This window comes from Curtobacterium sp. NPDC089991 (genome assembly GCF_044748425.1).
Taxonomy (GTDB): Bacteria; Actinomycetota; Actinomycetes; order Actinomycetales; family Microbacteriaceae; genus Curtobacterium.
In genome coordinates, this window is the sequence record NZ_JBIVGB010000008.1 from 57,750 (window position 1) to 83,892 (window position 26,143).

Annotated in this window: 29 protein-coding genes and 1 tRNA gene; 9 read left to right on the plus strand and 21 right to left on the minus strand. The window is 70.4% G+C overall.

Going from position 1 to position 26,143, the window contains the following annotated elements:
* Positions 1-7: 7 nt before the first annotated feature.
* Together ACIPV1_RS18385 and ACIPV1_RS18390 are read left to right on the plus strand one after the other, a co-directional pair.
* The gene (locus tag ACIPV1_RS18385; RefSeq protein WP_111086323.1) at positions 8-685 is read left to right on the plus strand and encodes a FadR/GntR family transcriptional regulator; all 678 of its coding nucleotides are present in this window, start codon (positions 8-10) and stop codon (positions 683-685) included.
* A gap of 101 nt (positions 686-786) precedes the next feature.
* Complete coding sequence (locus tag ACIPV1_RS18390) at positions 787-1,071, plus strand: GlsB/YeaQ/YmgE family stress response membrane protein (protein ID WP_123293341.1); 285 nt, start codon at positions 787-789, stop codon at positions 1,069-1,071.
* A gap of 94 nt (positions 1,072-1,165) precedes the next feature.
* Here ACIPV1_RS18390 and ACIPV1_RS18395 read toward each other — a convergent pair whose 3' ends face one another.
* From ACIPV1_RS18395 to ACIPV1_RS18435, 9 genes are all read right to left on the minus strand, one after another.
* A complete protein-coding gene (locus ACIPV1_RS18395; RefSeq protein ID WP_402726995.1) occupies positions 1,166-2,122 on the minus strand; it encodes an aldo/keto reductase in 957 nt (318 codons plus the stop codon).
* Entirely contained in the window at positions 2,119-2,445 is a 327-nt protein-coding gene (locus ACIPV1_RS18400; RefSeq protein ID WP_159570229.1) for an L-rhamnose mutarotase, read from the minus strand. Before ACIPV1_RS18400 ends, ACIPV1_RS18395 begins: the two co-directional genes overlap by 4 nt.
* Positions 2,445-3,770 carry an alpha-L-fucosidase gene (locus tag ACIPV1_RS18405; RefSeq protein ID WP_402726996.1) on the minus strand — a complete coding sequence of 442 codons (1,326 nt, stop codon included), beginning with the start codon at positions 3,768-3,770 and terminating at the stop codon, positions 2,445-2,447. Before ACIPV1_RS18405 ends, ACIPV1_RS18400 begins: the two co-directional genes overlap by 1 nt.
* 34 nt (positions 3,771-3,804) lie before the next feature.
* Complete coding sequence (locus ACIPV1_RS18410; protein WP_111086328.1) at positions 3,805-4,722, minus strand: carbohydrate ABC transporter permease; 918 nt, start codon at positions 4,720-4,722, stop codon at positions 3,805-3,807.
* Complete coding sequence (locus ACIPV1_RS18415) at positions 4,715-5,680, minus strand: carbohydrate ABC transporter permease (protein ID WP_402726997.1); 966 nt, start codon at positions 5,678-5,680, stop codon at positions 4,715-4,717. Before ACIPV1_RS18415 ends, ACIPV1_RS18410 begins: the two co-directional genes overlap by 8 nt.
* Before the next feature lie 107 nt (positions 5,681-5,787).
* Positions 5,788-7,026, minus strand: coding sequence for a sugar ABC transporter substrate-binding protein (locus tag ACIPV1_RS18420; RefSeq protein ID WP_243649969.1), 1,239 nt, complete (start codon positions 7,024-7,026; stop codon positions 5,788-5,790).
* Positions 7,027-7,070: 44 nt separating this feature from the next.
* Positions 7,071-8,408, minus strand: coding sequence for an enolase C-terminal domain-like protein (locus ACIPV1_RS18425; protein ID WP_402726998.1), 1,338 nt, complete (start codon positions 8,406-8,408; stop codon positions 7,071-7,073).
* 204 nt (positions 8,409-8,612) lie between these two features.
* On the minus strand, positions 8,613-9,197 hold the full coding sequence (locus ACIPV1_RS18430) for a TetR/AcrR family transcriptional regulator (RefSeq protein ID WP_123293333.1): 585 nt from the start codon (positions 9,195-9,197) through the stop codon (positions 8,613-8,615).
* 61 nt (positions 9,198-9,258) lie between these two features.
* The gene (locus ACIPV1_RS18435; RefSeq protein ID WP_402726999.1) at positions 9,259-11,313 is read right to left on the minus strand and encodes an MDR family MFS transporter; all 2,055 of its coding nucleotides are present in this window, start codon (positions 11,311-11,313) and stop codon (positions 9,259-9,261) included.
* Between the two features lie 188 nt (positions 11,314-11,501).
* On the opposite strand from ACIPV1_RS18435, the gene ACIPV1_RS18440 reads away from it, so the two are divergent.
* The gene (locus ACIPV1_RS18440) at positions 11,502-12,461 is read left to right on the plus strand and encodes a phosphotransferase (protein ID WP_402727000.1); all 960 of its coding nucleotides are present in this window, start codon (positions 11,502-11,504) and stop codon (positions 12,459-12,461) included.
* Between the two features lie 85 nt (positions 12,462-12,546).
* Positions 12,547-12,936, plus strand: a complete 390-nt coding sequence (locus ACIPV1_RS18445) for a hypothetical protein (RefSeq protein WP_123293330.1) — start codon at positions 12,547-12,549, stop codon at positions 12,934-12,936.
* Positions 12,937-12,970: 34 nt separating this feature from the next.
* Here the strand turns inward: ACIPV1_RS18445 and ACIPV1_RS18450 are convergent, their stop codons facing one another.
* From ACIPV1_RS18450 to ACIPV1_RS18460, 3 genes are all read right to left on the minus strand, one after another.
* Positions 12,971-14,428, minus strand: coding sequence for an SPFH domain-containing protein (locus ACIPV1_RS18450; protein WP_402727001.1), 1,458 nt, complete (start codon positions 14,426-14,428; stop codon positions 12,971-12,973).
* A 143-nt stretch (positions 14,429-14,571) separates the two neighbouring features.
* Positions 14,572-15,399, minus strand: a complete 828-nt coding sequence (nadE, locus tag ACIPV1_RS18455; RefSeq protein ID WP_402727002.1) for an ammonia-dependent NAD(+) synthetase — start codon at positions 15,397-15,399, stop codon at positions 14,572-14,574.
* Positions 15,400-15,439: 40 nt separating this feature from the next.
* A complete protein-coding gene (locus tag ACIPV1_RS18460; RefSeq protein WP_165901387.1) occupies positions 15,440-15,607 on the minus strand; it encodes a hypothetical protein in 168 nt (55 codons plus the stop codon).
* 410 nt (positions 15,608-16,017) lie between these two features.
* Between ACIPV1_RS18460 and ACIPV1_RS18465 the strand changes: the two genes are divergently transcribed.
* Both ACIPV1_RS18465 and ACIPV1_RS18470 read left to right on the plus strand, forming a co-directional pair.
* Positions 16,018-16,455, plus strand: coding sequence for a MarR family winged helix-turn-helix transcriptional regulator (locus tag ACIPV1_RS18465; RefSeq protein WP_123340836.1), 438 nt, complete (start codon positions 16,018-16,020; stop codon positions 16,453-16,455).
* Positions 16,456-16,571: 116 nt separating this feature from the next.
* Positions 16,572-18,011 (plus strand): MATE family efflux transporter, encoded by a 1,440-nt coding sequence (locus tag ACIPV1_RS18470; RefSeq protein ID WP_123936834.1) that lies wholly within the window; start codon positions 16,572-16,574, stop codon positions 18,009-18,011.
* Positions 18,012-18,244: 233 nt separating this feature from the next.
* Here the strand turns inward: ACIPV1_RS18470 and ACIPV1_RS18475 are convergent, their stop codons facing one another.
* Genes ACIPV1_RS18475 through ACIPV1_RS18485 form a run of 3 tightly spaced genes read right to left on the minus strand, consistent with a single transcriptional unit; the run spans position 18,245 to position 19,274 of the window.
* A complete protein-coding gene (locus tag ACIPV1_RS18475) occupies positions 18,245-18,850 on the minus strand; it encodes a copper resistance protein CopC (protein WP_402727003.1) in 606 nt (201 codons plus the stop codon).
* 41 nt (positions 18,851-18,891) lie between these two features.
* Positions 18,892-19,059, minus strand: coding sequence for a hypothetical protein (locus ACIPV1_RS18480; protein WP_159570266.1), 168 nt, complete (start codon positions 19,057-19,059; stop codon positions 18,892-18,894).
* Positions 19,056-19,274, minus strand: coding sequence for a hypothetical protein (locus tag ACIPV1_RS18485; protein WP_402727004.1), 219 nt, complete (start codon positions 19,272-19,274; stop codon positions 19,056-19,058). Before ACIPV1_RS18485 ends, ACIPV1_RS18480 begins: the two co-directional genes overlap by 4 nt.
* Here ACIPV1_RS18485 and ACIPV1_RS18490 point away from each other — a divergent pair.
* Positions 19,273-20,004, plus strand: coding sequence for an alpha/beta hydrolase (locus ACIPV1_RS18490; protein ID WP_402727005.1), 732 nt, complete (start codon positions 19,273-19,275; stop codon positions 20,002-20,004). The genes ACIPV1_RS18485 and ACIPV1_RS18490 overlap by 2 nt on opposite strands.
* A 109-nt stretch (positions 20,005-20,113) precedes the next feature.
* Here ACIPV1_RS18490 and argG read toward each other — a convergent pair whose 3' ends face one another.
* Positions 20,114-21,556: an argininosuccinate synthase gene (argG, locus tag ACIPV1_RS18495; protein WP_402727006.1), complete on the minus strand. Its 1,443-nt coding sequence runs from the start codon at positions 21,554-21,556 to the stop codon at positions 20,114-20,116.
* Between the two features lie 110 nt (positions 21,557-21,666).
* On the opposite strand from argG, the gene ACIPV1_RS18500 reads away from it, so the two are divergent.
* Entirely contained in the window at positions 21,667-22,221 is a 555-nt protein-coding gene (locus ACIPV1_RS18500; protein ID WP_123293323.1) for an RNA polymerase sigma factor, read from the plus strand.
* Entirely contained in the window at positions 22,218-23,096 is an 879-nt protein-coding gene (locus tag ACIPV1_RS18505) for a hypothetical protein (protein WP_131877445.1), read from the plus strand. The genes ACIPV1_RS18500 and ACIPV1_RS18505 overlap by 4 nt, the downstream gene beginning before the upstream one ends.
* Before the next feature lie 20 nt (positions 23,097-23,116).
* Here the strand turns inward: ACIPV1_RS18505 and ACIPV1_RS18510 are convergent.
* The 5 genes from ACIPV1_RS18510 to ACIPV1_RS18530 all read right to left on the minus strand — a co-directional run bounded on the left by ACIPV1_RS18510 (position 23,117) and on the right by ACIPV1_RS18530 (position 26,053).
* Positions 23,117-23,188, minus strand: a tRNA-Arg gene (locus ACIPV1_RS18510).
* 13 nt (positions 23,189-23,201) lie between these two features.
* A complete protein-coding gene (locus ACIPV1_RS18515; RefSeq protein WP_402727007.1) occupies positions 23,202-24,305 on the minus strand; it encodes an epoxide hydrolase family protein in 1,104 nt (367 codons plus the stop codon).
* Positions 24,306-24,366: 61 nt separating this feature from the next.
* Entirely contained in the window at positions 24,367-25,041 is a 675-nt protein-coding gene (locus tag ACIPV1_RS18520; RefSeq protein ID WP_133938850.1) for a cation diffusion facilitator family transporter, read from the minus strand.
* Complete coding sequence (locus ACIPV1_RS18525) at positions 25,038-25,391, minus strand: helix-turn-helix transcriptional regulator (RefSeq protein WP_133938848.1); 354 nt, start codon at positions 25,389-25,391, stop codon at positions 25,038-25,040. Before ACIPV1_RS18525 ends, ACIPV1_RS18520 begins: the two co-directional genes overlap by 4 nt.
* Before the next feature lie 167 nt (positions 25,392-25,558).
* Entirely contained in the window at positions 25,559-26,053 is a 495-nt protein-coding gene (locus ACIPV1_RS18530) for an HNH endonuclease (protein WP_111085210.1), read from the minus strand.
* Between the last annotated feature and the right edge of the window lie 90 nt (positions 26,054-26,143).

Sequence of the window (26,143 nt, forward strand, 5' to 3'; positions counted from 1 at the left end):
TGGTGACGTGGCGTCGCTGACCGACGATGCGATCGCACGCATCCAGCAGATGATCGTGAGCGGTGAGCTCCAACCCGGGCAGCGCCTCCCGCCCGAGAAGGAACTGAGCGAGTCGCTCGGCCTGTCCCGGAACAGCCTGCGCGAGGCGGTGAAGGCCCTCGAGCTCATCCGCGTGCTCGACGTCCGTCGTGGCGACGGCACCTACGTGACGTCGCTGGAACCGGGCGTCCTGCTCGAGGCTGTGTCGTTCGTCGTCGACATGCACCACGACCGGTCCCTCGTCGACCTGCTCGAGGTCCGCCGCATCCTCGAGCCCGCGTCCGCCGTCCTGGCGACCGCGCGGGCCTCGGAGCAGCAGATCGACGAGCTCGCCACGCTGATGCAGTCCGTCGGCGAGGACACCGGTGTCGAGGACCTCGTCGCCCACGACCTGCTGTTCCACTCGACGATCGCGGGCATCGGCGGCAACCAGTACCTGTCTGGGCTGCTCGACGCCCTGTCGAGCAAGACCGTGCGGGTGCGGGTCTGGCGGGGGCTGACGCAGAACGGCTCGGTGCAGCGCACCCTCGACGAGCACGCCGCCATCGTGGACGCCATCCGACGCCGGGATCCGCAGCTCGTGCAGGCGCTCGTGGTGTCGCACGTCGAGGGTGTCGAGCGCTGGCTGCGGCGTTCCCTCGACTGAAACCGAGAACGCGTGCAGCCGGGTGGGTGTTGCGTCGGTCGTCGGCCCTGAGCACGACATCCGTCGCGCTCGGACCGGCCGCAGAACACGGAGGAAACACCATGGGCGTCCTTGGCACCATCATCGGTCTTATCGTCGTCGGCCTGATCGCCGGCGCCATCGCCCGGCTCGTCGTCCCCGGCAAGCAGCACATCTCGATCCCCATGACCATCCTGCTGGGCATCATCGGCTCGTTCGTGGGCGGGTTCCTCGGGTTCCTGATCTTCCGCCACGACCTGATGGACGGCTTCTTCCAGCCGGCCGGCATCATCGGTTCGATCATCGGCGCCATCATCGTGCTGATCATCTACATCCGCTTCTCGGGTCGCAGCGCCAAGACCCGCTAGGCACCAGCACCCCCGCCGGAACCAGGTTCCGGACACAGCACCGCGGAAACGCCTGGTGCGGTGTCCGGAACCTGGTGTCGTTTCGGCAGGGACGTCAGTCGTGCAGCAGGCCCGCTGCACGGAGGTCGTCCCACAGGGCCTCCGGCACCACGGCCGCCGCCCGCTCGACGTTGGAGCGCACCTGCGCGGCGGACTGCGCGCCGAGGGCGATCGCGGCCACCGCAGCCGCACGGCGCGGGAACGCCAGCGCCGCCTCGGGCAGCGTGACCCCGTGCCGCTCGCAGACGTCGGCGATCGCGTTCGCCCGCGCGACGAGTGCCGCCGGTGCCGTGGCGTAGTCGTAGGTCGCCGTGGCGTCGGGCCGGTCCCGCCCGAGCAGTCCCGAGTTGTAGACCCCGACCGCGACGACCGCGACGCCGAGCGAGGCGCACCGGGCGACGAGCTCCGCCGCCGGCTGTTCCAGGAGCGTGTACCGGCCCGCGAGCATGACCACGTCGCACAGCCCGGTGGACACGGCGGCGTCGAGGGCCTCGACCGAGTTCGACCCGACGCCGACGGCTCGGACCACGCCTTCGTCCCGCAGCTCGGCGAGCGTCGGCAGCGCCTGCGTCAGGCCGTCCTCGAGCGAGTAGACGTCGGGGTCGTGCAGGTACGCGACGTCGACGTGGTCGAGTCCGAGCCGGTCGAGCGACTCGTCCAACGACCGCCGCACGCCCGACGGTGAGGGGTCCCACTGCCGCACGGTGTCGTTCGGCACCGCGAACCCGCCGGAGGCCAGGTCGTCCCCGTCGCCACGCCCGGGGACGAGCAGCCGCCCGACCTTCGTCGACACCAGGAACGCGTCGCGCGGACGGTCGGCGAGCGCCGCCCCGAGCCGCCGCTCCGACAGCCCGAGGCCGTAGTGCGGCGCGGTGTCGAACCCGCGCACGCCGGCGTCCCAGGCGGCGTCGACCGTGGCACGGGCGTCGTCGTCGGACACCGGGCGCAGCAGGTTGCCGATGCCGGCGCCGCCGAACCAGAACGGACCGCGGTCGAGGTCGAGGCCAGTCATGCGTCCACCTGTCCGGAGAGCGACCAGACCTGCGGCACACCGTCGTCGTTCCCCGAGTAGTCGTCGTCGGCCTCGAGCAGCGGGTTGATCGTCTCCTGCCACTCCGCGTTGACCGGGTCGTCGGCGAGCGCCCGACGCATCGCCCGGTAGTCCTCGACCTCGATGAGGTGGATCAGGTCCTGCCCGTCACGCCACACCGTCCAGTCGTGCACCCCGGCATCACGCAGCCGGGCCGCGAGCGCGGGCGGGATCGACGCGTGCACGGCGTCGTACGCGGCCTCGTTCCCCGCCCGCAGCCGGGTCCTCGACAGGATGCGCTGCATCAGTCGCGCAGGAACAGCTCGACGACCGGCACGGCGACGTCGGGTCGCACGATCGGCAGCGTGAGCGTCAGCGTCCCCGCCGGCTGCCCGCCGAGCCCGGTGTTCTGCGCGCGGGTCCCCGGCGGGATCTCGCGGAAGTGCAGCTCCGACGCGTCGTTGAGCAGCTGGGCGTAGGCGACGCGTCCGGCCAGGTCGGGCAGGTGCACGTGCTCGAACGGCCACGCGAACAGGTGCAGGTACAGGCGGTTGCCGTTCTGCGTGTACACGGTGTTGCGCGGCGCGACGAACGACGACGGTCCGGCGCCGTAGACGGACCGGGCGTGCTGGTGCATCCACGTCCCGATCCCGTCGAGGGTGTGGCGGGAGACCCCGTCGAACTCGCCACGGCCGGTGGGACCGATGTTGAGCAGCATGTTCCCGTTGTTCGAGACGCCGTCGACGAGCATGCGGACGAGCAGGTCGACGGGCTTGAGGTTCACGTTGTCGCGGTCGTAGCCCCACGATCCGTTGAGCGTCTGGCAGGCCTCCCACGGCACCTGAGCGCCGTCGACCTCCATCGGCTTGTCCGGCTGGTACTGCTCCGGGGTGACGATGTCGCCCGGCAGGTCGAGCCGGTCGTTGACGATGATGCCGGGCTGGAGCCGTCTGGTCAGTTCGAGCAGCTCCGCGGATCCCCAGTCGTCGCGACCCTTGCCGCCCCAGATCTCCTCGTGGTCGTTGTCCCGGTACGAGAAGTCGTAGAACAGGTAGTCGACCTGCCCGTAGTCGGTGAGCAGCTCCTCGACCTGCCCGTGCAGGTACTCCCGGTAGCGCGACATGTCGCGGCCCTGGTTGAACGCCTCGATCTCCTCGGGCGAGTCGTCGCGCCTCGGGTGCACGCCGTCGACGGTGAAGTCCGGGTGGTGCCAGTCGATGAGCGAGTGGTAGAAGCCGACCCGCAGTCCCTCGGCCCGGACGGCGTCGACGAACTCGCGCACGATGTCGCGGCCGAACGGGGTGTTGGTGGACTTGTAGTCGGTGAGCTTGCTGTCCCAGAGGCAGAAGCCCTCGTGGTGCTTCGTGGTGAGCACGACGTACTTCATGCCGGCTTCGCGAGCACGGCGGGCCCAGTCGGCGGCGTCGAACAAGTCGGGGTCGAAGTGGTCGAAGTACTTCTGGTAGTCGGCGTCGGTGATCCGTTCGCGGTTCTTCACCCACTCGTGCCGTGCCGGCAGGGCGTACAGCCCCCAGTGGATGAACATGCCGAACCGGTCGTGGGTGAACCAGGCGGGCAGGCCGCTCGCGTCGGTCGCGGTCTGCGGCTCTGCAGGTGCGGTGATGGTCATGAGGCCAGTGTTCCTTTCAGAGGGGGGAGGGGTGTCACCGGCCGCCGAGGCCGCTGGTGACGATGCCCTTGACGAGGTGCTTCTGCAGCAGGACGAGCAGGATCACGGTGGGCAGCATCGAGATCACCGACGCCGCCATCACGAGGTTCCACTCGGAGCCCTGCTGGCCGAAGAACTGCTGCAGGCCGAGTGGGATGGTGCCCCGGGCCTCGACGTCGTTGACGATGACGAGGGGCCAGAGGAACGAGTTCCAGTACGAGATGAACGAGAACACCGCGAGGACGGCCATGGTCGGTCGGGCGAGCGGCATCATCACCGAGAAGAAGGTCCGGATCGCGCCGGCCCCGTCGACCCGGGCGGCGTCGTCGAGTTCCTGCGGCACGGTCAGGAAGAACTGCCGGACCAGGAACGCGCCGAGGGCCGTGAACGCCCACGGGATGATGAGTGCCTGGAACGTGTCGACCCAGCCGAAGCCCTGCATCATCACGTACATCGGGATGACGAGGACGTCCTGCGGGATCATCAGCGTGACGAGGAACAGCAGGAACACCGTGTTCCGGCCGCGCCAGCGCAACCGTGAGAACGCGTACCCGGAGAGCACGGCCACGGCGACGTTGATCGCCGTCCCGACCGCCGCGACGAAGACGCCGTTGAGGATGAAGCGGGCGAACGGCAGGTAGGTGAACGCCTGCACGTAGTTGTCCCACTCGAGCGAGCGACCCCAGAGCGTCGGCGGGGTGGTGAACACCTGGTCGGCGGGCTTGAGGCTCGTCGCGACCATGTAGATGAGCGGCGAGACGAACAGGAGCGTGACGAGGCAGAGCAGGGCGTACCCGATCGCGTGCCGGACCCGCCCCGGTCGTGGCGCGGACTTCGTCCTGGCGACGGCACGCGGGTTGACCGTCCGGTTCGACGTGGTGGCAGCGACGTGCCCGCGGACCGCTTCACTCATAGTGCACCCACCGCTTCTGCCCGAGGAACTGGACGGCCGTGATCCCGAGGATGATGACGAACAGCACCCAGGCACCGGCCGAGGCCAGACCGAGCTGCTGGTTCTGGAAGCCGGTGTTGTAGATGTACTGCACGAGGGTCTCCGTCGCGGTGCCCGGCCCGCCCTTGGTGAGGACGAACGGCTGCACGAACACCTGGAACGAGGTGATCAGCGTCATCATCGTCGCGAAGAACACGGACGGCGAGATGAGCGGGAACTTGATGGCCCAGAAGGTCTGCCAGGCGTTCGCGCCGTCGAGCTGCGAGGCCTCGATCTGGTTCTCCGGCACGGCGTCGAGCGCCGCCGAGAAGATCAGCATGTTGTAGCCGAAGCCCTGCCAGACGCTCATCGCGACGATGGCGAGCATCGCCCAGTGCTCGTCGGCGAGGAAGTTCGGCGCGTGCACGCCCACGGTGGACTGCAGTGACGCGTCGATCGCTCCCCCGGGCTGGTACAGCATCCGCCACACCACGACGTTCGCGACGATCGGCGTGATGGTCGGGATGAAGAACAGGACGCGGAAGACGTGCCGGCCGGCGATCCGCGGCGTCAGCCATGCGGCGAGCCCGAGCGACACGACGAGGTTGAGCGGCACGTAGAGCACCACGAACAGCGCCGTGTTGAGGGCGACGGTGCGGAAGACCGGGTCGGCGAAGAGCCGGGCGTAGTTCTCGATGCCGGCCCAGCTGCGCTCGCCGAGCATGGGCCAGTTCATGAAGCTGACGACGAGTGAGGCGACGATGGGGAACGCCGTGAAGACGACGAGTCCGATCGAGTGCGGCGCCGCGAACGCGGCACCCCACCAGGAGCGGCGCCCGAGCGCGCTCGTGTCCTCGCCGTCCTTCCGCCGCGGGGTCGCGGCTCCGACCGCGACCGCGGGGACGGCCGCTTCGGCCGGTGGGTCCTGGATGGTGGTCATGCGACGACCTCCTCGTCGTTCGCGCGGTCCTGAACAGGGGATGGATCGGACGGGAGGCCCGTGGCGGGGCCGCAACGGGCCTCCCGTCCGATCACTGGTTCAGCTGGTCACTGCGTGCCGAGCTGGCCGGCGATGGAGGACATCGTCTCCTTGCCGGAGGTCTGCCCGTTCACCGCCTGCAGCGCGTACTGCGTGAACAGCTGGGAGAGCTGGTCGCTCTGCTTGTTCCCGAGGAGCGGCGAGGACTTCGCGAGCCCTGCCTTGAGCGCGGCCTCGGCGCCGTCGATGCCGGCGCTCGAGTACCACGCCGACTGGGCCGCGGTGCGGCCGGGGAAGGCTCGTCCCGCTTCGGCGAGCGAGGTCAGGACCTTCTCGCTGGTCATCGTCTGGACGGCCTTGAACGCCTGCTCCGGGTACTTGCACTGCTTCGAGACACCGAAGCCGGAGCCAGCGGCGAAGGTCGACGGACCGGACGTCCCCGCGGGGAGCGTCGTGACCCCGAGGTCGAACTTCACCTTGGCCTTCTGGCTGATGAGCGACCACGGACCGTCGGTGTACATCGCGACCTTGCCGGCGGCGAAGTCGTTGCCCGGCGTCGACGCGTCCGACGACGCCTGCGTCGCGTAGCCCTTCTTCACCAGTGTCGAGAGCCAGTCGAGGCCGTCCGCGAACTTCGCGTTCGACGCGTCGAGCTCGCCGTCGGACGTGATCACCCGGCCACCGTTGTAGCCGTAGACCATCGACTCGAGGTTGAGGTCGCCCACCGTCGAACCGAACATGGTGACGCCCTTCGCCTTGAGCGCGGCGCCCGCCGCCTCGAAGTCGTCGACGGTCCATCCCGGCTTCGGCTCGGCCACGCCCGCCTTCGTGAAGACGTCCTTGTTGTAGAACATCATGATGGGCCCGGTGTCGTAGGGCAGGCCGTAGAGCTTCCCGTCGACCTTCATGCCGTCGAGCGCGGTGCTGTCGAACGCGGACAGGTCGGTGCCGTCCTGCTTCGCGAGGTCGTCGAGCGGCAGCAGCGAGGACGTGTAGTTCGCGGTGCGGAGCGACTGCATGCTCACGACGCACTGGGCGCCGCCCGCACTCAACTGCGTGCTGAGCTTCGTGAAGTAGTTCTCGAACGGCGCGCCCTGGATCGTCAGGGTGATGTCGTCCTCGCTCTTCACGGTGTCGGCGACCTTCTGCCAGGCGGCCTTGTCCTCCTTCCCGGCGATCCACATGGACCAGGTCAGGGCGTCCTTCGACTGGCTTCCACCGGCACTGCTGCCGGAGGAACAGCCGGTGAGCACGAGGGCCGCAGCAGCTGCTGCCGCGAGCCCGGTGATGATGCGTCGTCGTTGCATCGGAGTCTCCACTTCGTCGTGGTGATGGGGTGTGTGGGGTGGGATCAGGCGACGCGGACCGCGTCGGGGACCGTCTCGGTGTCGACCACGGCCCAGGCCGGGCCGTCCGGGAACGCGTAGGCGTCGAGGGAGTCGGCGAGCATCTCGGTGCCGGCTCCCGGAGCGGTCGGCGGCCAGTAGCGGCCGTCGTGGACGTCCACCGGGGTCACGAAGTGCTCGTGCAGGTGGTCGACGAACTCGATGCAGCGGGTGTCGAGGTCGCCGGTCAGCGCGACGGCGTCGAACATCGACAGGTGCTGCACCGCCTCGCACAGGCCGACCCCGCCGGCGTGCGGGCACACCCGGACGCCGTGCTTCGCGGCGAGCAGCAGGATCGCGAGGTTCTCGTTGACCCCCGCGACCCGGGTGGCGTCGATCTGCAGCACCGACATCGACCCGGCCTGGATGAGCTGCTTCGCGATCACCCGGTTGGCCATGTGCTCGCCGGTCGCGACCGGGATCGGGGCGATGCGCCGGGCGATCTCGGCGTGCCCGAGGACGTCGTCGGGGCTCGTGGGTTCCTCGACCCAGGCGAGGTCGAACGGGCTCAGCCGTTCGATCCAGGTGACGGCCTCGTCGACGTCCCACCGCTGGTTGGCGTCGACCGCGATCCGGATGTCGGGGCCGACCGTGGCGCGGGCGATGCCCATCCGGCGGACGTCCTCGTCGAGGTCGCCGCCGACCTTGAGCTTGATCTGCTCGAAGCCCTCGTCGACGGCCTCGCGGCAGAGCCGGGCGAGCTTCTCGTCGTCGTAGCCGAGCCAGCCCGGGGTCGTCGTGTACGCCTGGTAGCCCTCCGCTTCGAGCCGGGCCCGACGGGTCGCACGGTGCGGTTCGGCAGCCCGGAACAGCTCGAGCGCCTCGTCCGGGGTGATCGCGTCGGTGAGGTACCGGAAGTCCACCAGGTCGACGAGCGCCTCGGGACTCAGGTCCGCCAGGAGCGCCCACAGCGGCTGTCCCGCACGCTTGGCTCGGAGGTCCCAGAGCGCGTTCACCACGGCGCCGATCGCCATGTGCATGACGCCCTTCTCCGGGCCGAGCCAGCGCAGCTGCGAGTCGTGGACCATCGCGCGCCAGGTGCCGCCCATGTCGGCGAGGACCGCTTCGGCGTCGGCGCCGACCACGTGCCCGCGCAGGGCGGCGATCGCGGCTTCCTGCACCTCGTTGCCGCGGCCGATCGTGAACACGAAGCCCGTGCCGACGTGTCCGTCCAGGGCGTCGGTCGTGATCTCGACGTACGCGGCGGAGTAGTCGGGCGCGGGGTTCATGGCGTCGGATCCGTCGTGCTCCCGAGAGGTCGGGAAGCGGATGTCGCGCACGTGCAGACCGGTGATGCGGCTCATTCGTGTCTCCTGCCGTCCGGTCTCCGTCGACCGAACGAGGCAATCAAAACATCGGATGTCTCGCGCGTCAAGAGAACTCTTCGTCACGTTCTGGTCTCGAACGGGGCCGAGTCGTCGGATGGCTGTGCGGCTTGCGACCGGACCACGGACGGGAGGCGCGGTGCGGGTCGGACCCGCGCCGCGCCTCCCGTCCGTGGTCGCGTCTCAGGCGGAGGCGAGCCGGCCCATCTCGGCCACCACGCCGCGGAGGCGGTCCGCCAGCTCGTCGCGCGAGCCGTCGGCGAAGCGGTGTGCCGACTCGATGAGCGCCGCCATGACGAGCGTCACCGCGGTCCGCGCGGAGTCCACGTCGGTGCGCTCGGCGGCGACCGTGAACACGGCGAGCCGGGCACGCGCCATCCACTGCAGCATCGCGGGCACCATCTCGGGTCGCGCCTGCACGAGTTCCTTCATGCGACGGCGGTCCGCCGGCAGTGTCACCGTCCGGGCGACGAGGTCACAGAGGTCCGACACGAGCGGGCCCTCCGCGGTCAGGAACGCCTGCCGTGCCGCCTCGGGCACCGAGCTCTCGGGGAGCCCGAGTGCCGCGTCGCCCTTCGACGGGAAGTAGTTGAAGAAGGTGCGGGGCGAGACGCCGGCGTCGGCGCAGATCTCCTCGACCGTGACGCCGGCCAGGCCTCGGTCGGAGACCAGCGCCAGCGCGGCCTGGTGGATCGCGTGCCGGGTCTGCTGCTTCTTGCGTTCCCGCAGGCCGCTGTCGCCTGCCGGGTGCGATTCGATCGTGCTCACTGCTGCTCCTGGTGCGGGTCGGGGCCTCCCGTCTGGTGACGAGAGGCCCCGGTGGCCGGTCCTACGCGCGGTCCCGCTGCACGGGGATCGATCCGGTGACGGGTGCCGTGGGCGATCCCATCGTGTCGGCCGCCTTGACGGCCTGCACCTCGAGGTCGTCGGCGGTGCCGGCCTGGTCCGCCTGCTCCTGCAGGGCCGAGCTCTTGCGGAGCGGCGGCGCCTTGAAGAACCAGCTGAGGATGAACGCCAGCAGGATCACGGCGAAGCCGACCCAGTAGACGGTCACGGCCGACGCGTTGAAGCCGGTCATGAACGGCTTGGTCAGCGCCGGGGTCGCACCGTTGAGGTAGGACGTGTCGCTCGTCTCGCTGCTCGAGCTGCTGCCGTCGCCGGCTCCCTTGTCGATCTGCTTCGACAGTTCGGGGGCGAGCTCACCGACCCAGTACGAGCGCTGCGAGGCGTCGGACCAGTCGACCACGAGCTTGCCGTCCTGCACGCTGGCGTGCGCCTTGTCGGCTGCGGCGGTGAGGGCCTGCTGCTGCACGGCCTCCGGGGCGCCGGTCGTCGCAGCGGTGACCTGCGCGGTGGCCTGGTCGAGGCCGGACTGCACCTGCGACTTCACCGGGGTGACGATCGGGTTCCAGATCTGCTCCATGACGCCCGCGTTCGCCTTCGCCGTGGCGACGGTCGGGTTCAGGGCGGCGTCGAGCGCACCGGACAGGTTCCTCTGGTCCGCGGTGGCGTGCAGGATGTTCGCCGGCATGATCGAGAACAGGATGCTGAGCAGCACCGCCGTACCGAGCGTTCCGCCGATCTGGCGGAAGAACGTGGCGGACGACGTCGCCACACCCATGTCCCGCGGCTGCACGGAGTTCTGGGAGGCGAGGGTGATGCTCTGCATGAGCTGCCCGAGGCCGAGGCCGATCAGGAACATGCCGATCATCAGGAACCAGAGCGGCTTGTCGATCGTCATGAACGTCAGGACGACGTAGCCGACCGAGACCAGGGCCGTGCCGATCACCGGGAAGATCCGGTAGCGACCGGTGCGGGCGACGATCTGCCCCGAGGCGATCGAGGCGATCATCAGACCACCGATCATCGGCAGGGTCGCGAAGCCGGACTCCGTCGGGGTCAGCCCCGTGACGATCTGCAGGTACAGCGGGATGGTCAGCATGGCGCCGAACATCGCGAAGCCGACCAGGAACCCGAGGATCGTGGCCATCGAGAAGGTGCCCGAGCGGAAGAGCTTGAGCGGGATGATCGCGTCGTCCTTCATCAGGGTCTCGATCACCAGGAAGGCGACGAGCCCGAGCGCACCGATCACGTAGCAGGCGATGGCGCCGACCGAACCCCACCCCCAGGTGCGGCCCTGCTCGGCCACGAGCAGGAGCGGGACGAGCGTCGCGATCACCGAGGTGGCACCCCACCAGTCGATGCGCGGCTTCGCCTTGGCGTCACCGAACTTCGGCAGGTGCAGGAAGGCGATGACCATCAGGAGGGCCGCGACGCCGATCGGCACGTTGATCAGGAAGACCCAGCGCCAGCCGGTGACACCGAGGATCGTGCTCGCGCCGGCGAACAGGCCACCGATGAGCGGGCCGATGACGGACGAGATGCCGAAGACCGCGAGGAAGTAGCCCTGGTACTTGGCGCGCTCACGCGGGGCGAGGATGTCACCCATGATCGCGAGCGGCAGCGACATCAGCGCACCGGCACCGATGCCCTGGAACGCACGGAACGCGGCGAGCATGATCATCGAGGTCGACATCGTCGAGAGCAGCGAGCCGAGGATGAAGACCGCGATGCCGAAGATGTAGAGCGGGCGGCGGCCGAAGACGTCGGAGAGTTTGCCGTAGATCGGCGTCGTGATGGTCGACGCGATCAGGTACGCGGTCGTGACCCACGCCTGCTGGTCGAGACCGTGCAGGTCGTCGCCGATGGTGCGGATCGCGGTGCCGACGATCGTCTGGTCGAGCGACGACAGGAACATGCCGGCCATGAGGCCGTAGATGACGAGCAGGATCTGACGGTGCGACATGATCGGCTTGCCCGGCGTGCTGACCGGGGAGTCGTCTCGTCCGCGCGACACCTCGACGGGTGCGGTGGCAGTAGACATGGGGGTCCTTCAGGGGTGCGTGGTGGTCGTCGTGCGGGCAAGGGACGCCGGAGCGTGTGTGGCGGGCCGTCGAACGGCGGGTCAACCTTGCAGACGCTGCAACTTTACATCATCAGCACGTTTGCTGCCAACGCAAACTTGCCATCCGTGCACGTTCGTGAACGGCTTCTCAGGTAGCGTCATCGGCCATGGGGCGAACTGCGTGGACGGACGTGCCGGCGATCCTGCGCGACCGGGTGGAGCAGACCCTCGGCGGAGCGGTGACGACCACCGAGTCCCAGACCGCCGGGTGGTCGCCGGGGAGTGCCGACCGTGTGGTCACGGCGACGGGGCGACGGGCGTTCGTCAAGACGGTCTCGCGATCGCGGAACGCCGATGCCTTCGCCCTGCACCGCCGGGAAGCCCGCGTGGTGGCGCAGCTGCCGTCGACGGTGCAGGCGCCGCCCCTGCTGGACGCCTTCGACGCCGCCGTGGACGGCGACGAGTGGGTCGTCCTGGTCCTCGACGACATCGAGGGCAAGCACCCCGGGGCGGCACTCGACGGCAGCGACACCGCGGCGGTGCTCGATGCGCTGGACACCCTGCCGCCGGCGACCGGCGACCTCGGCACGCTCCCCCGGATCGCCGACGACCTGCGCCACGAGTTCGGCGCCTGGGACCGGATGCTCGGCGACCCCACCCTTGCCGACCGGGTCGCCGAGGTCGTGCCGGCGCACGTGCTCGCCGCCGGCCCCGCGTTCGCCAGCACCGCCGCCCGGGCAGCGACCCTCGTCGACGGCGAGCACCTCGTGCACGCCGACTGCCGTGCCGACAACCTGCTCGTCGACGGCTCCGGGGTCGTCTGGGTCGTGGACTGGCCGTGGGCGAGCATCGGCGCGCACTGGCTCGACCCGCTGACCTACCTGATCGACACACTCGTCCGCGGCGAGGACAGCGACGTCGAGCACCACCTCGCCACCCACCCGGTGTTCGCCGGTGTGCCTGCCACCACCATCGACGCCGTGCTCGCCGGTCTCGCCGGTCTGTTCTTCGAGCACGCGCTGCCGCCGGCACCGCCGAACATGCCGACCATCCGTGACTTCCAACGGCGCGAGGGTCTGGCCGCTGCGGAGTGGTTGCTCCGCCGGTGGGACACGACACCGCACTGACGACGGGCGACGGGCGACGAGCAACAGGCGTCGGGTACCCCGTCTGTCCAGCAAGCGCGGCGCCCCGGAGCGTACGGTCCCCCGCATGACTGATGAGCACCGCACTCCGCGTCCCGAAGACGACGCAGCGCGCCTCGGTCTCGTCGTCGTCGGAGAAGCAGCAGCGCTGCACTCCGGTGACGAGGCGGCACTGGACGCGAGCGAACAGAACATCCGCGACACCATCGACGAGATGATCGACGAGCCCCTGACCCCACGCCAGGAGCAGGTGATCGAACGTCTGGCATCCGCCGGCGGGACCCTCACCGCCGGACTCAGCGGTGCGCTCGCGGCGCAGACCGGACGGAGCGTCGACGACATCCTCGAGGGTGCGGCGCGCAGCGTCGTGTGGCAGCAGCGGCTCGCCGACCAGCGCGAGGACGCCGGTGGCCAGCAGCGCGAGCGCCGCGACGAGAACGGGCGCGACGAGGACTGATCCTCGCCACGCCCGCCCCGGGTACCGCTGACGACTACTCGATCGGCTCCGCGACACCGGTGGACTGCTCGCGGACGACGGCCCGTGCGGCGGCCTGCCCCGTCGTCGAGCTCTTGACGATGTCGCTCAGGGTGAACCCGGCGGTCGTCCCGAGCAGGGCGTCGACCTCGCTGAACTGGCTCACGATGCTCTTCGACAGGGCGCCGGCGCCGTCGGAGGACACCACGGTCAGCTTGTCGATGTTGCCCATCGGCGCCGCGAGCTCGCGGGCGATGCTCGGCAGGGTCTCGATGGCCTTGACGCGCAGGACAGCCTCGGAGTGCTGTGCGAGTGCGTCGGCCTGGGCCTTCGTGGCGTCCGCCTCGGCCTGACCCTTGGCGCGGATCGCGTCGGCCGCTGCCTCACCTTCGGCACGGGAGGCGTCGGCGGCGAGCTTGCGCGCCTCGGACTCGGCCTTCGCCTCGGCGGCGATCGCTTCGGCGGAGATCCGACGGGCCTCGGCCTGGGCGCGGGCCGTCTCGACCTGGGCACCGGCGGCCGCTTCGGCCTCGACGCGGGTCTTGCGCGCCTGCGCCTCGGCGACGGCGGAGACCTCGGACTCGAGCTCGGCACGGCGCAGCTCGGCACGCTTCTGCGCGGTGATCTGCTCCTGCTCGACGACGCCCTGCGCCGCACGGGCCTGGGCGAGCGGACCGGCGGCTGCGGCCTCGGCCGATGCCCGGTCGGCGTCGAGCTGCAGTGCGGCACGTCGGATCGCCAGGGTGTTCTCGGCTTCGGCGATGGCCTGGTCGGCGGTGGCACGGGCTTCTCGCGCTTCGCGGTCGGCCTGCGCCTCGGCGTTCTCCGCCTCGAGCCGGACGCGGGCGCGCTCGGCACGACCGAGGTCGCTGATGTACTCGTTGCGGTCCGAGATGCCCTTGATCTCGAAGGAGTCGACGTCGAGCCCCTGGCTGTGCAGGGCCTCCTTCGCCACGTCGAGCACCGCGACGGTGAGCTGGTCGCGGTTGCGGATGATCGTGGACACGTCGGTCGCACCGATCGACGCACGGAGCGATCCCGACAGGACCTCGCGCGCGAAGTCGTCGATCTTCTTCTCCTGCCCGAGGAACCGCTGCGCGGCCGCCCGGATCGAGGCGTCGGTCTCACCGACCTTGACGAGCGCGACCGCTTCGACGTCGATCGTCACGCCGCGGGAGTCCTGCGCGTTGACGTTGATGTCGATCGCCCGGGAACTGAGCGAGAGCTTCGCGACCTTCTCGAAGAACGGTCGGACGAGGACGCCGGCGCCGAGCACGACCTTGATGCCGGACTCGACGGTCTCGGTTCCGTCGTCGTTCTTGACCTTGCGCGAGCGCTTGCCGGTGATGATGAGCGCTTCGTCGGCGCCGGCGTTGCGGTACACGACCTTCGCGTAGATCAGCGCGATCACGGCGAGGACGATGATCCCCACGATGATCAGCGGGATGGCTCCGAGCGCGAACAGGACTTCCATGACTCCCCCTCCGGACCAGGCGCCAGCCTGGATTCCGCATCTGTTGTTCCGTCGGCTCCCATCCTAGGAGATCGCGCGGACGGACAGGAGGCGCGGTGCAGGATCACCTGCAGCGCGCCTCCTGTCGATGGTCGCGTCAGCGCCTACGCGCCCGCACGCCACCAGTCGTCGAACGGCGTCGCCGGCACCTGACGCTTGTGCTCGGTCGCGCGGTACCGCGACTCGATCGCCTCGGCGACCTCGATCGGCACGTCGTGCCCCTGCAGGTAGGCGTCGATCTCGGCGTAGGACAGCCCGAGGTTCGCTTCGTCCGTCTGGCCGGGCGTCTCGTCGAGCAGGTCCGCGGTGGGGGCCTTCTCGTACAGGCGGGCGGGCGCACCGAGGTGCTCGAGCAGCTGCCGCCCCTGGCTCTTCGACAGGCCGGTGAGCGGCGTCAGGTCGACGCCGCCGTCGCCGTACTTCGTGAAGAAGCCGGTGACCGCCTCGGCCGCGTGGTCGGTCCCGACGACGAGCAGCCCGCGCTGGCCGGCGACGGCGTACTGGGCGACCATGCGCATCCGGGCCTTGACGTTGCCCTTCACGAAGTCGCTCAGCTCGACACCCGAGGCAGCGGTGTCGAGCATGACGCCGTCGACGCCGTGCTCGATGTTGACGGTGATGCCGGGGTCGGCTGCGATGAACTGCAGGGCGAGCTGGGCGTCGTCCTCGTCGGCCTGCACGCGGTACGGCATGCGGACGGTCGTGAACTCGGCGGGGTGGCCCTCGGCGCGGAGGGACTCGACCGCGAGCTGGGTCAGGCGCCCGGCGAGCGTGGAGTCCTGGCCGCCGCTGATCGCGAGCAGGAACCCCTTCGCGCCGGTCGTGAGCAGGTAGTCACGGAGGAACCCGACACGGCGGGCGATCTCCTGCTCCGGCTCGATGGTCGGCTGGACGTTGAGGTCCGCGGCGATGGCGGCTTGGAGTTCACGCACCACCCCAGTATCCCGCTGCACCCGCCGGTGTGCACAGCGTTCAGCGGACGGGTTCTGCGTCCACCGGCCGGATCGTGTTGTCGTGGTCGACGCCGATCGCGCAGGTGCAGACGACGCCGAGCGTCTCGGCGCTCTGCGTCAGCCGGAACCGCTCGACGTGCGGCGGGCCGACTCGACGGTCGAGCGGGTGGGTGTCGTGATCGTGCACGGTGGTCCTCACTGACTCGTGGTGGTGCGGATGTCCGGTGCGGTGGCGGTCCGAACCGCCACCGCACCGGAGAGCCCGAGGCGACCCGAACGCCGCGGCCTCGTGGAGACGCACGCCGGTACCCGCCGGCGCGCGTCGGAGTTCATGGACGCCGGCGGCGTCGCGCTCGGAGCGCAGTGCGAGTCATGGGTCCCTTTCCCGGGCGGAGGTCCGCCGCTGCTGATCCATCCCCCGGCGGTTCGACGGGAGACCCGAACGGTCCGGCACCGGACCGAGGACGACGGCTGGTGAGGCCGTCTTCCTGTGCAAGCTACCAGCGCCACACCCCGAGGCCATACCCCCGTTCCGGGGCCGAGCCACGGGTCGGACCCTCGTTGACAGTTAGAGATCAAACAGTTAGAGTTCTGATCATGCAGGCACCGGATCTCACCACCCCGCTCGAACTCATGCGGTGGATCGGATGGGCACAACGCAAGGCGGCTGACGAGTGGGTCCGTGATCGGGACCTCACCCGCGAGCAGAGCTTCGTGCTCGGGTACCTGCAGCAGAACCCCGGGGCGATCCAACGCGACATCGCCGAGATCACCCGGACCAGCGCGGCCAGCGTCTCGAGCCTCCTGCAGGGCCTCGAGCGGCGCGGCCTCGTCGAACGGCGACCCGACGCCACGAACGGTCGGACGAAGACGGTGCACGCCACCCCGGCGGGCATCGACCTCATCGCCGGCTTCACCGACGCGATGGTCGCCCTCGACGACACCCTGCTCGCACCACTCGACACGGACGAACGCGCCACCCTGCGGCACCTGCTGCAGAAGGTGACCGCGGAGCTCGCACCGCCGACGCGGTAGCGCCGCCCCGGCACCGACGTCACCGGCGCGCTCGACGCGCCACGGGCCTCCCGGCCCCACCCCCGCACGCGACGGCATCCCGTCGCGCCCTCAGCCCTGCCCACGAGGAGGCAGTCATGACCACCACCACCCCCGAGAACACCGCCGCGGCCACCAACCGCTGGTACCTCTCCGCCGCCCCGATCGCCCGGGCCCTCGTGCACCTGTGTGTGCCGATGGCCGCTGCGATGGTCGTCAGCGCCCTGTACAACGTCATCAACGCCGGCTTCATCGGCTCGCAGCACGACACGTCACTGCTCGCCGCGATCACCTTCGGCACCCCGCTGCTCGGCATCGTCATGGCCGTCGGCGGCGTGTTCGGCGTCGGCGGCAGTGCCCTGATGTCCCGTCTGCTCGGCGCCTCGGAGCACGACCCCGCCAAGGCGCAGGACATCAAGCACGTCGCCTCGTTCGCGCTGTGGGGAGCCGTCGTCACCGGTGCGGTCCTCGCCGTCGTCGGGCTCGTGCTCCTGCGCCCCCTGGTCGCCGTGCTCGGTGCCGACGCAGCAGCTGTCCCCGCCACGAGCGAGTACGTCGCCGTGATGCTCGCGTTCGTCCCGGTGCTCGCCTCGTCGTTCGCCCTCGAGCAGATCGTCCGCTCCGAGGGTGCTGCACGCCAGGCGATGATCGGCCTGGTCCTGTCGACCATCGGGAACCTGGTGTTCGACGTGCTCTTCATCCTCGTGCTGCACTGGGGCGTCGGCGGCGCAGCGCTGGCGGTCGGACTCGCGAACGTCGTGTCGATCGCCTACTGGGTGACCTGGCTGCAGCGGAACAGCGAGAACGTCAGCTTCGCGCCGAAGTGGTTCACGCTCCGTGCCGACATCCTGAAGCCCGTCTTCGGCATCGGCGTCGGCGAACTGCTGCAGTCCGCCTTCCTGATCGTCACGACGCTCGTGCTCAACAACCTCGCCGCCGCCTACGGCGACGACCCGCTCGCCGCCATGGGCGTCGCGGTCCGCATCGCGCAGGTGCCGGAGTTCCTGGTGATGGGCGTCACGATCGGCGTACTGCCCCTGCTCGCCTACGCGTTCGGCAAGGGCGACGCCGCACGTCTCCGGGCCGCCCTGCGCGGAGCCGCCTTCACGGTCGGCGCGATCGTCCTCGTGTTCTCCGGCGCGGTCTTCACCTTCCGCGAGCAGGTGTTCACGATCTTCTCCGGCGACCACTCGGTCCTCGCGATCGGCCTGACGATCCTGACGGCGCAGCTCGTCGCCGCCATCGTGAACGGGTTCACGGGGTTGCTCACCTCGCTGTTCCAGGCGACCGGCATGGTGCTGCCCGCGATGGTGCTGTCGCTGGCGCAGGGCGTGCTGTTCATCCCGATCGTCATCGTCGGCAACCTGTGGTTCGGACTCGCCGGGATCATCTGGGCGCTGACCGTCACCGAGGTCATCGTGTTCGTCGCCGCGGTGGTGCTGTGGCTGGCGTCGCGCGGGAAGATCGCGCGCGGCCTGGCCGCCGGCAGCGAGGAGCGGGCGGACGCCGCACTCGAGGAGGCGCCCGCCGCCGCGTAGCGCGGTGCGCGGTGCGGTGCGGCGCGCTCGCATGGTGAGCAGAAGAGGTCGGGTCCCGTTCCAGGACCCGACCTCTTCTGCTCACCAAGCGGGGGTGAACGTGGCCAGCGTCTGACGGGAGGCCCGTGGCGGCCGGGTGGCGGGCCTCCCGTCCGGCGCGTGGCCGGGTGGCAGGCACGGCGCATGGTGCGCAGGAATGGTCGCGTGGCGCTCGGCCACCCGACCATTCCTGCTCACGAAGTGCGTCGGGTGCGGCGCAGGAGGAGCACGACGACGGCCCCGGCTGCGAGGACCGTGCCGGCGCCGAGCGCGACCCAGACGCCCGGGGCGATGCCGGGCGCCGAGTCGGGCGCGCCGTCGGATGCCCCGGTGGCGGTCGCCGTCGACGTCGGAGTGGGGGTGACGGGGTCCGACGTGGGCACCGTCGTCGCCGGAGTCGTCGCGGATGGTGCCGCGACCGCGGCCCGGTACTCGAACCCGTACGAGCCGTCGATCGGGTGGCCGTCCGGCGACACGTACCGCCAGAGCACCGTGTACGCGCCGTTCTCGAGGTCGACGGCCTTGCCCATCGTCATGCCGGAGACGGTCACCTCGCCCGTCGACACGTCGGTGCCGTCGGCGTCGGTGACCTGGATCCGCAGTCCGGCGTCGAGACCGGCGAGCGGTGCCTCGCTGAACGTCAGGTCGACCCGGTCGAGCGGTTCGGTGATGACCGCGCCGTCAGCGGGCGAGCTGCCGGTGAGCGCCGAGTGCGCCGAGGCCGGCTGGACCCCGACGAGCGCCAGGAGCCCTCCGACGACGATCGCGAGGGAAGCTGCCGTCGTTCGTCCTGTCCGCATGCACAGACTCTACAAGCCGTAGAGCAGCGGACCGGGACGGATCAGATCTGCTCGCCGAGGAAGTCGGCGTAGGACGGCTCGCGCCGTGCGTCACCCGTGCTGGTGGAAGCGTGACCGGTTCCTTCGAGGCGCTCGGCCACGAGGGCTTCGAGGTCCTCCGGCGACCGGAGGCCGTGGCGGTGCCAATCGTGCTGCATCCTGGCGGTCATGACGACCAGCCCTTCGTCGAGATGATGCGCATCTCGGATTCGTCCGGATCGACCCGCTGTGCCAGACCCCACATCTGTGAGGAGCATCGTGACGACGGGTCCCTGATGACCGATCCAGTTCCTCCACGGTAGGGGTTGCGGCCGACGCCGTCGAGCGCGGTGCGCTTCTCGGCCGATCGCACGCCGCCGCCCGGATCGCCGTAGCGTCGGGGCATGGAGATCCTGTTCGTCCACGGCGCCCTGGTCCGCGACGGTGCCTGGTGGTGGCAGCCCACCGCCGACCTGCTGCACAGTCGCACCGGAACCCGCGGCCGCACCGGCATCCGCAGCCGAGCGGTCTCGTTGCCGTCCTGTGGCGAGGGGCCGTCGGGACACCCCGACGGTGGGCTCGCCGAGGACGCAGCCGCCCTGCGTGCCGCCCTCGACGACAGCGACGGGGCGATCGTCGTCGGGCACTCCTACGGCGGCACCGTCATCGCCGAGGCCGGACGGCACGACGCCGTCGCTCACCTGCTGTACGTGTCCTCGTACCTGCCCGACGTCGGCTCCGCGCAGGCCGGCATCATGGCCGACGAGCCCGATCCCGTGTCGATCGGACCGGCCGGTGACGGAGTCCTCGCAGTCGCCGGGCACGACGCGGCGTCCTTCGGTACCCGCTTCCTGCAGGACGCCGACACGAGCACCCAGCAGGCCGCCTGGGACCGGGTGACCGCCCAGTCGGCGGGGGCGTTCGTGACACCGACGACGGCAGCAGGGTGGCAGGACGTCGACTCGGCTTATCTCGTCTGTACCGAGGACCGCAGCACCACCGCGGGGCTGCAGCGCGCGCACGCGGCGCGGGCGACGCGGAGCGTCGACGTGCCGACCGGGCACCACCCGTTCATCACGCGGCCCGACCTGGTCGTCGAGCAGCTGGAGCTGCTGCTCGGAGGTGCCACGGCCTGAGCCGGGGCAAGACGACGGACGGGAGGTGCGGTGCCAGCTGGCACCGCACCTCCCGTCCGTCGGGTCCGTGCCATCAGGGCACGTGACCAGTCGCCTGGTCTCGCTCCGGTCAGTCGGTGCCGGAGTCGAAGGCTGCGCCCTCGGAAGCGAGGTCCGTCCGGCGTCCGAGCGCATCCTCGGCGTCCGAGGCGATGACGGCGCCACCGAGGATCTCCTCGGACTCGCCCGCCTCGAGCTCGCCGACGAGCTCGGCCGTCGCACCGCCGATGAGACCGGCGGCCGCGTACTGCTCGAGCCTCGACCGGGAGTCCGCGATGTCGAGGTTGCGCATCGTCAGCTGCCCGATGCGGTCGTCCGGACCGAAGGCGGCGTCGCCGACCCGCTCCATCGAGAGCTTGTCGGGGTGGTACGACAGCGCCGGGCCCGTGGTGTCGAGGATCGTGTAGTCGTCGCCGCGACGCAGGCGCAGCGTGACCTCGCCGGTGACCGCCGACGCGACCCAGCGCTGCAGGGACTCGCGGAGCATGAGCGACTGCGGGTCGAGCCAGCGGCCCTCGTACATCAGGCGCCCGAGTCGGCGGCCCTCGTTGTGGTACGACGCCACGGTGTCCTCGTTGTGGATCGCGTTGAGCAGACGCTCGTAGGCGATGTGCAGCAGGGCCATGCCCGGTGCCTCGTAGATGCCGCGGCTCTTCGCCTCGATGATGCGGTTCTCGATCTGGTCGGACGCGCCGAGGCCGTGACGACCGCCGATCGCGTTCGCCTCGTAGACCAGGGCGACGGCGTCCGTGTACTCCTCGCCGTTGATCGCGACGGGGCGACCGGCCTCGAAGCGGATGCTGACGATCTCGGTGGCGACCTCCACGTCGTCACGCCAAGCGGCGACGCCCATGATCGGCTCGACGATGTCCAGGCCGCTCGAGAGCTCTTCGAGGCTCTTCGCCTCGTGCGTTGCACCCCAGATGTTGGCGTCGGTCGAGTACGCCTTCTCGGTGGAGTCGCGGTACGGGAAGTCGCGGGCGACGAGCCACTCGCTCATCTCCTTGCGACCGCCGAGCTCCTCGACGAACTCGGAGTCCAGCCACGGCTTGTAGACGCGCAGACGCGGGTTCGCCATCAGGCCGTAGCGGTAGAACCGCTCGATGTCGTTGCCCTTGTAGGTGGAGCCGTCGCCCCAGATGTCGACGCCGTCCTCCTTCATCGCGCGGACGAGCATCGTGCCCGTCACCGCACGACCGAGGGGCGTCGTGTTGAAGTACGTCTTGCCGCCGGAACGGATGTGGAACGCGCCGGTCTGCAGGGCGACGAGGCCCTCCTCCACCAGGGCGCTCTTCGCGTCGACCAGGCGGGCGATCTCGGCACCGTACTCGTGCGCGCGGCTCGGGACGGCGTCGATGTCCGGCTCGTCGTACTGACCGATGTCAGCCGTGTACGTGCAGGGGATCGCCCCCTTCTCGCGCATCCAGGCAACGGCGCAGGAGGTGTCGAGACCCCCTGAGAACGCGATGCCGACTCGTTCGCCGACGGGGAGACTGCTCAGGACCTTGGACACGGGGTCAATCGTACGGGGAGACCGGGGCACACTACCGTCCAGCGCGACGGTTGTGGAGAACTCGTCCCGCGAACCGGGAACCGATCCGCTGCGCCCGGACAATACAGGGCATGAACCAGATCACGGGGGACCGAGCGGACTGGGCGCTGGGCATCGCCGGCGACGGCCGAGCGGTCGGACGCGTCTTCGACCGCCACGCCCCACGCCTGCGCCGGCACGCCGTCGGCCTCGTCCCCACACCGGCCGACGCCGACGACGTCGTGGCCATCGCGTTCCTCGAGGCCTGGCGGAAGCGCGAACGCGTCCGCTTCGTCGACGACTCCATGCTGCCCTGGCTGCTCGTCACGGCGACGAACACCGCGCACAACCTGACCCGCGCCACCCGCCGTCACCGGCTCTTCCTCGGGAGGTTCCCGGTCGACGACCCCGCTCCCGACCCCGCAGAGTCGTTCACCGACGCCGAAGCGGTCGCAGCATTGCGCGGGCTCCCGATCGCAGACCAGCGGGTCCTCACTCTCTGCGTGCTCGAAGGCCTCGGCGAACGCGAAGCGGCCGCAGCCCTCGGGGTCGCACCGGGCACCGTGAAGTCCCGGCTCCACCGGGCGAAGGCACGACTCCAGCAGCAGTACTCGACGTCAGCGGAACCCCTCGGAGGCACACTGTGAACGACCACATCTCCCCTCGTCTCGCCGCGATGCGCGACGCCCTCGTCGCCGACGTCGACGCAACGGCCCACCCCGCGCGTCCGCGGCGACGACGACCCACTCGCGGCACGGTCGCCGCGGTCGTGACGGCCTTCGCCGTCGGCGCCGGACTCACCGGAGGGATCACGGCTGCGGCGCTCCCCGGCGCCACCGCGGACGCCGCACGCGAGGATCTGCTCGCGACGACGACCCGCTACGGGACGGTCGAGGTCAACCACGCATCGATGCTCGGCTCCCCCGCGTTCACCGTCACCCACGGCGACGCCTCGTTCTCCCTCGGCGCTCGGCCGGAGGGAGCCGACCGCGTGACGCTCACGTGGGAGTGTCTCGACCCCGGCACCTTCACGGTCGAGGTCGGCGGGACGACCGTCGCCGACGCCGTCGCGTGCACGCCGGGTTCCATGCCGCGATGGAGCCTCTCCCCGCTGACCGGATCCGGAGCGGCCGCCGTGTCGGTCTCCGGTGGCGGCGGTGCCCGCTACGCCGTGTGGGCGTCGTGGGCCCGGTCGGCACGGATCGCGCAGCCCTCGCCCCAGCAGCAGGCTGCGATCGCCGACGGGACCATCACCCTGGCCGAGTACACCGCCGCCTTCGACCGGCTCGCGGCCTGCATGGCGCAGGCAGGGCACCCGATCGGCGACGTGGCGCCGTCGTGGTACGCCGACGGCTTGTGGTCGAGCACGGGCCCCGGCGCCGGCCCGTGGTACATCTGGTCGACGCCGACCGAAGCCGTCGACGTCCTCGACACGCAGTGCGCACCGCGCGAGTTCGAGCAGGTCGACACTATTTGGCAGGGCGAGCACCCGATCCCGGAGGACCCGCCGGCCGCGGGGTGATCCGCGGCGCCCGGCTTCGGTGCCCCTGGAGGGACTCGAACCCCCAACCGTTTCCTTAGGACGGAACTGCTCTTCCATTGAGCTACAGAGGCTGGCCCGTCCACTCTAGCGGCGGAACGGCTCCAGGAAGGTCGTCAGCTCGTCGACGTACAGCGCCGGTTGCTCGAACGGCGCGAAGTGCCCGCCGCGCGGCATCATCCGGTACGACACCAGGTTCGTCGTGCGCTCGAGCCACGCCCGCGGCGGCTCCACCAGGTCGCCGGGGAACAGCGAGAAACCGGAGGGCACCTCGACCCGTCGGGCCGACTGCTCCGGCGGGATGGCGGCGTTCGCGTGGTACATCCGCATCGCCGAGCCGATCGTGCCGGTGGCCCAGTACTCGGTCAGGAGTGCGAGCACCTCGTCCTGTGTGTACACGGACCACAGGTCACCGTCGCAGTCGCTCCACGACCGCAGTTTCTCGACGATCCACGCGGCGAGCCCGGCGGGTGAGTCGTTCAGGCCGACCGCGACGGTCTGCGGCTTGGTGCGGTGCATCATCGCGTAGGCCCCCTCGGCGTCGCGCCACCGTGCCGTCGCCGCGACGAACCCGCGCTCCTCCGGCGACAACGTGTCCAGGTCGATGCCGGGCCAGGCGAGCCCGCCGTCGATGCGGTGCACGGCGACGACCCGGTCGGCGTGGTCGAGCGCGAGGTACCGGGCGACGTGCGTGCCGATGTCCCCGCCGGCGACCGCGAACCGTTCGTAGCCGAGCTCGGTCATCAGCTCGGCCCACATGCCGGCGACCGCTCGGGCGTCGATCGGCTGCGGCGGGGCGTCGGAGAACCCGTACCCGGGCATGTCCGGCACGATCACGTCGAAGCCGGCCTCGACGAGCATCGGCAGGACCTTGCGGTACCGCCATCCGGAGTCCGGCCAGCCGTGCGCGAGCAGGAGCGGCAGCGCGTCGGGCGTGCCCGCTCGGGCGTGCAGCACGTGGATCCCGGTGCCGTCGATCGTCAGCCGTCGGCTGGGCAGCGCGGCGAGCGCCGCCCGGTGCGCGTCGAAGTCGAAGCCGTCGGCCCAGTACTCGATGAGTGACCGGAGCTCGTCGACGTCCGCCCCGAGTGACCAGCCAGCGCCGGCGGGTGCATCCGGCCAGCGCGTGGCCCGCAGTCGCGCGCGGAGGTCCTCGATGGTCGCGTCGTCGATCTGCGGTGTCTCGCCCATGCCCGCGACGCTACTCAGCGGGACCGACACCCGGGCGGCGGTCACCGCACCCGAGCCCGCGTCAGCAGCAGTCGCAGGCGTCGGCCGCGCGCTCGCCGGTCAGGGCGGCGACCGGCTGCTTGCATGCGTCACCCCGCCAGGCCTCGAGCCCCTCGCGCACCGCGAACACGACGACCACCAGGCCGGCCACCGGATCAGCCCACGACCAGCCGAACAGCGTGTTCAGGAGCAGCCCGACCAGCACCGCGGCGGACAGGTAGCTGCACACCAGGGTCTGCTTGGAGTCCGCGATCGCCGACGCCGAACCGAGTTCCTTGCCGGTGCGCCGTTCGAGCAGGCTGAGGAAGGGCATCACGGCCAGGCTGACCGCCGCCAGCACGATCCCGACGGTGCTGTGCTCCGGCTCGCGCATCCCGGTCAGGGTCAGCACCGCGTCGACACTGACGTACAGCGCCAGTGCGAAGAACGACACCGCGATGACCTTGAGCGCGACGCGCTCCCGCGCTTCGGGGTCCGGTCCGGCGAACTGCCACGCGACCGCTGCGGCGGACAGGACCTCGACGACGGAGTCGAGTCCGAAGCCGATCAGGGCGGTCGACGATGCCACCGAACCGGCGACGATCGCGATGACCGCCTCGATGACGTTGTACGTGATCGTCGCGGCGACGATCCACCGGATCCGTCGCTGCAGCACCCGTCTGCGATCAGGAACCGCCCGGACGGTCGCGTCGGTCATGCGCCGGGTCCGCAGCAGAGCGGGACGTCGCAGTCCTCGTCGGTGCAGGCTTCGCCGTCGTCGACGGCGAGCACGACCTCGAGGAGCGAGCGGATCGCAGCCCCGAGGTGCGGGTCGGCGATCTCGTAGCGGGTGGAGCGCCCCTCGGGCACCGCGACGACGATGCCGCATCCGCGCAGGCAGGCGAGGTGGTTCGAGACGTTCGAGCGGGTGAGCCCGAGGTCGGCCGCGAGCCGGCCCGGGTAGACCGGCGCTTCGAGCATCTCGAGCAGGATCCGGGAGCGCGTCCTGTCCGCCATCGCCCGGCCGAGCCGGTGCATGACGTCGAGCCGCGGGGCTATGGTCAGCATTCACTGACCATACAGCGTTCGCTGACTTGTTGCGAGCGAACGGCGGACGGGAGGCCCGTGGCGGGCCCGCCACGTGCCTCCAGTCCGTCATCGAGTGAGCACAAGACGACGGGTCCCCGCCCGCGACCCGTCGCCTTCTGCTCACTGGGCGCCTGCAGCGCAGGCCGCTACGCGGCCACGAGGTACTCGTCCCACTCCGCCTGCGGACGCTCGATGCCGCGGACGACCCACGACGAACCGTGCGGGATCTTCGGACGGAAACGCAGCCGCCACCCCATCTCCTGCGGGGTGCGGTCGCCCTTCTCGTTGTTGCACGCCAGGCAGCAGGCCACGAGGTTCTCCCACGAGTCCTGCCCACCGCGCGACTTCGGCTGCACGTGGTCGATGGTCGTCGCGTGCCGGTCGCAGTACGCGCACCGGTTCGCGTCACGGCGCAGGACGCCTCGCCGCGACACCGGCACGAGTCTCGAGTGCGGGATGCGCACGTACCGGGTGAGGATGATGACGGACGGCCGATCGAAGCTCGAGGTGGACCCGGTCACCGGGTGTTCGAGGTCGGCTGCGACGACGGAGGCCTTCTGGTTCATGACCAGCACGAGGGCTCGTCGGAACGAGATCACCGCGAGGGGCTCGTAACCGGCGTTGAGGACGAGAGTGCGCATTGGTTCCCTTCCGACGTGCCTGGACGGCTTCCAGGCGCTGCGGGTGCGTCGGACCGGGGTCCTTCGCAGGTGACCGTCGCTCGCGCACAC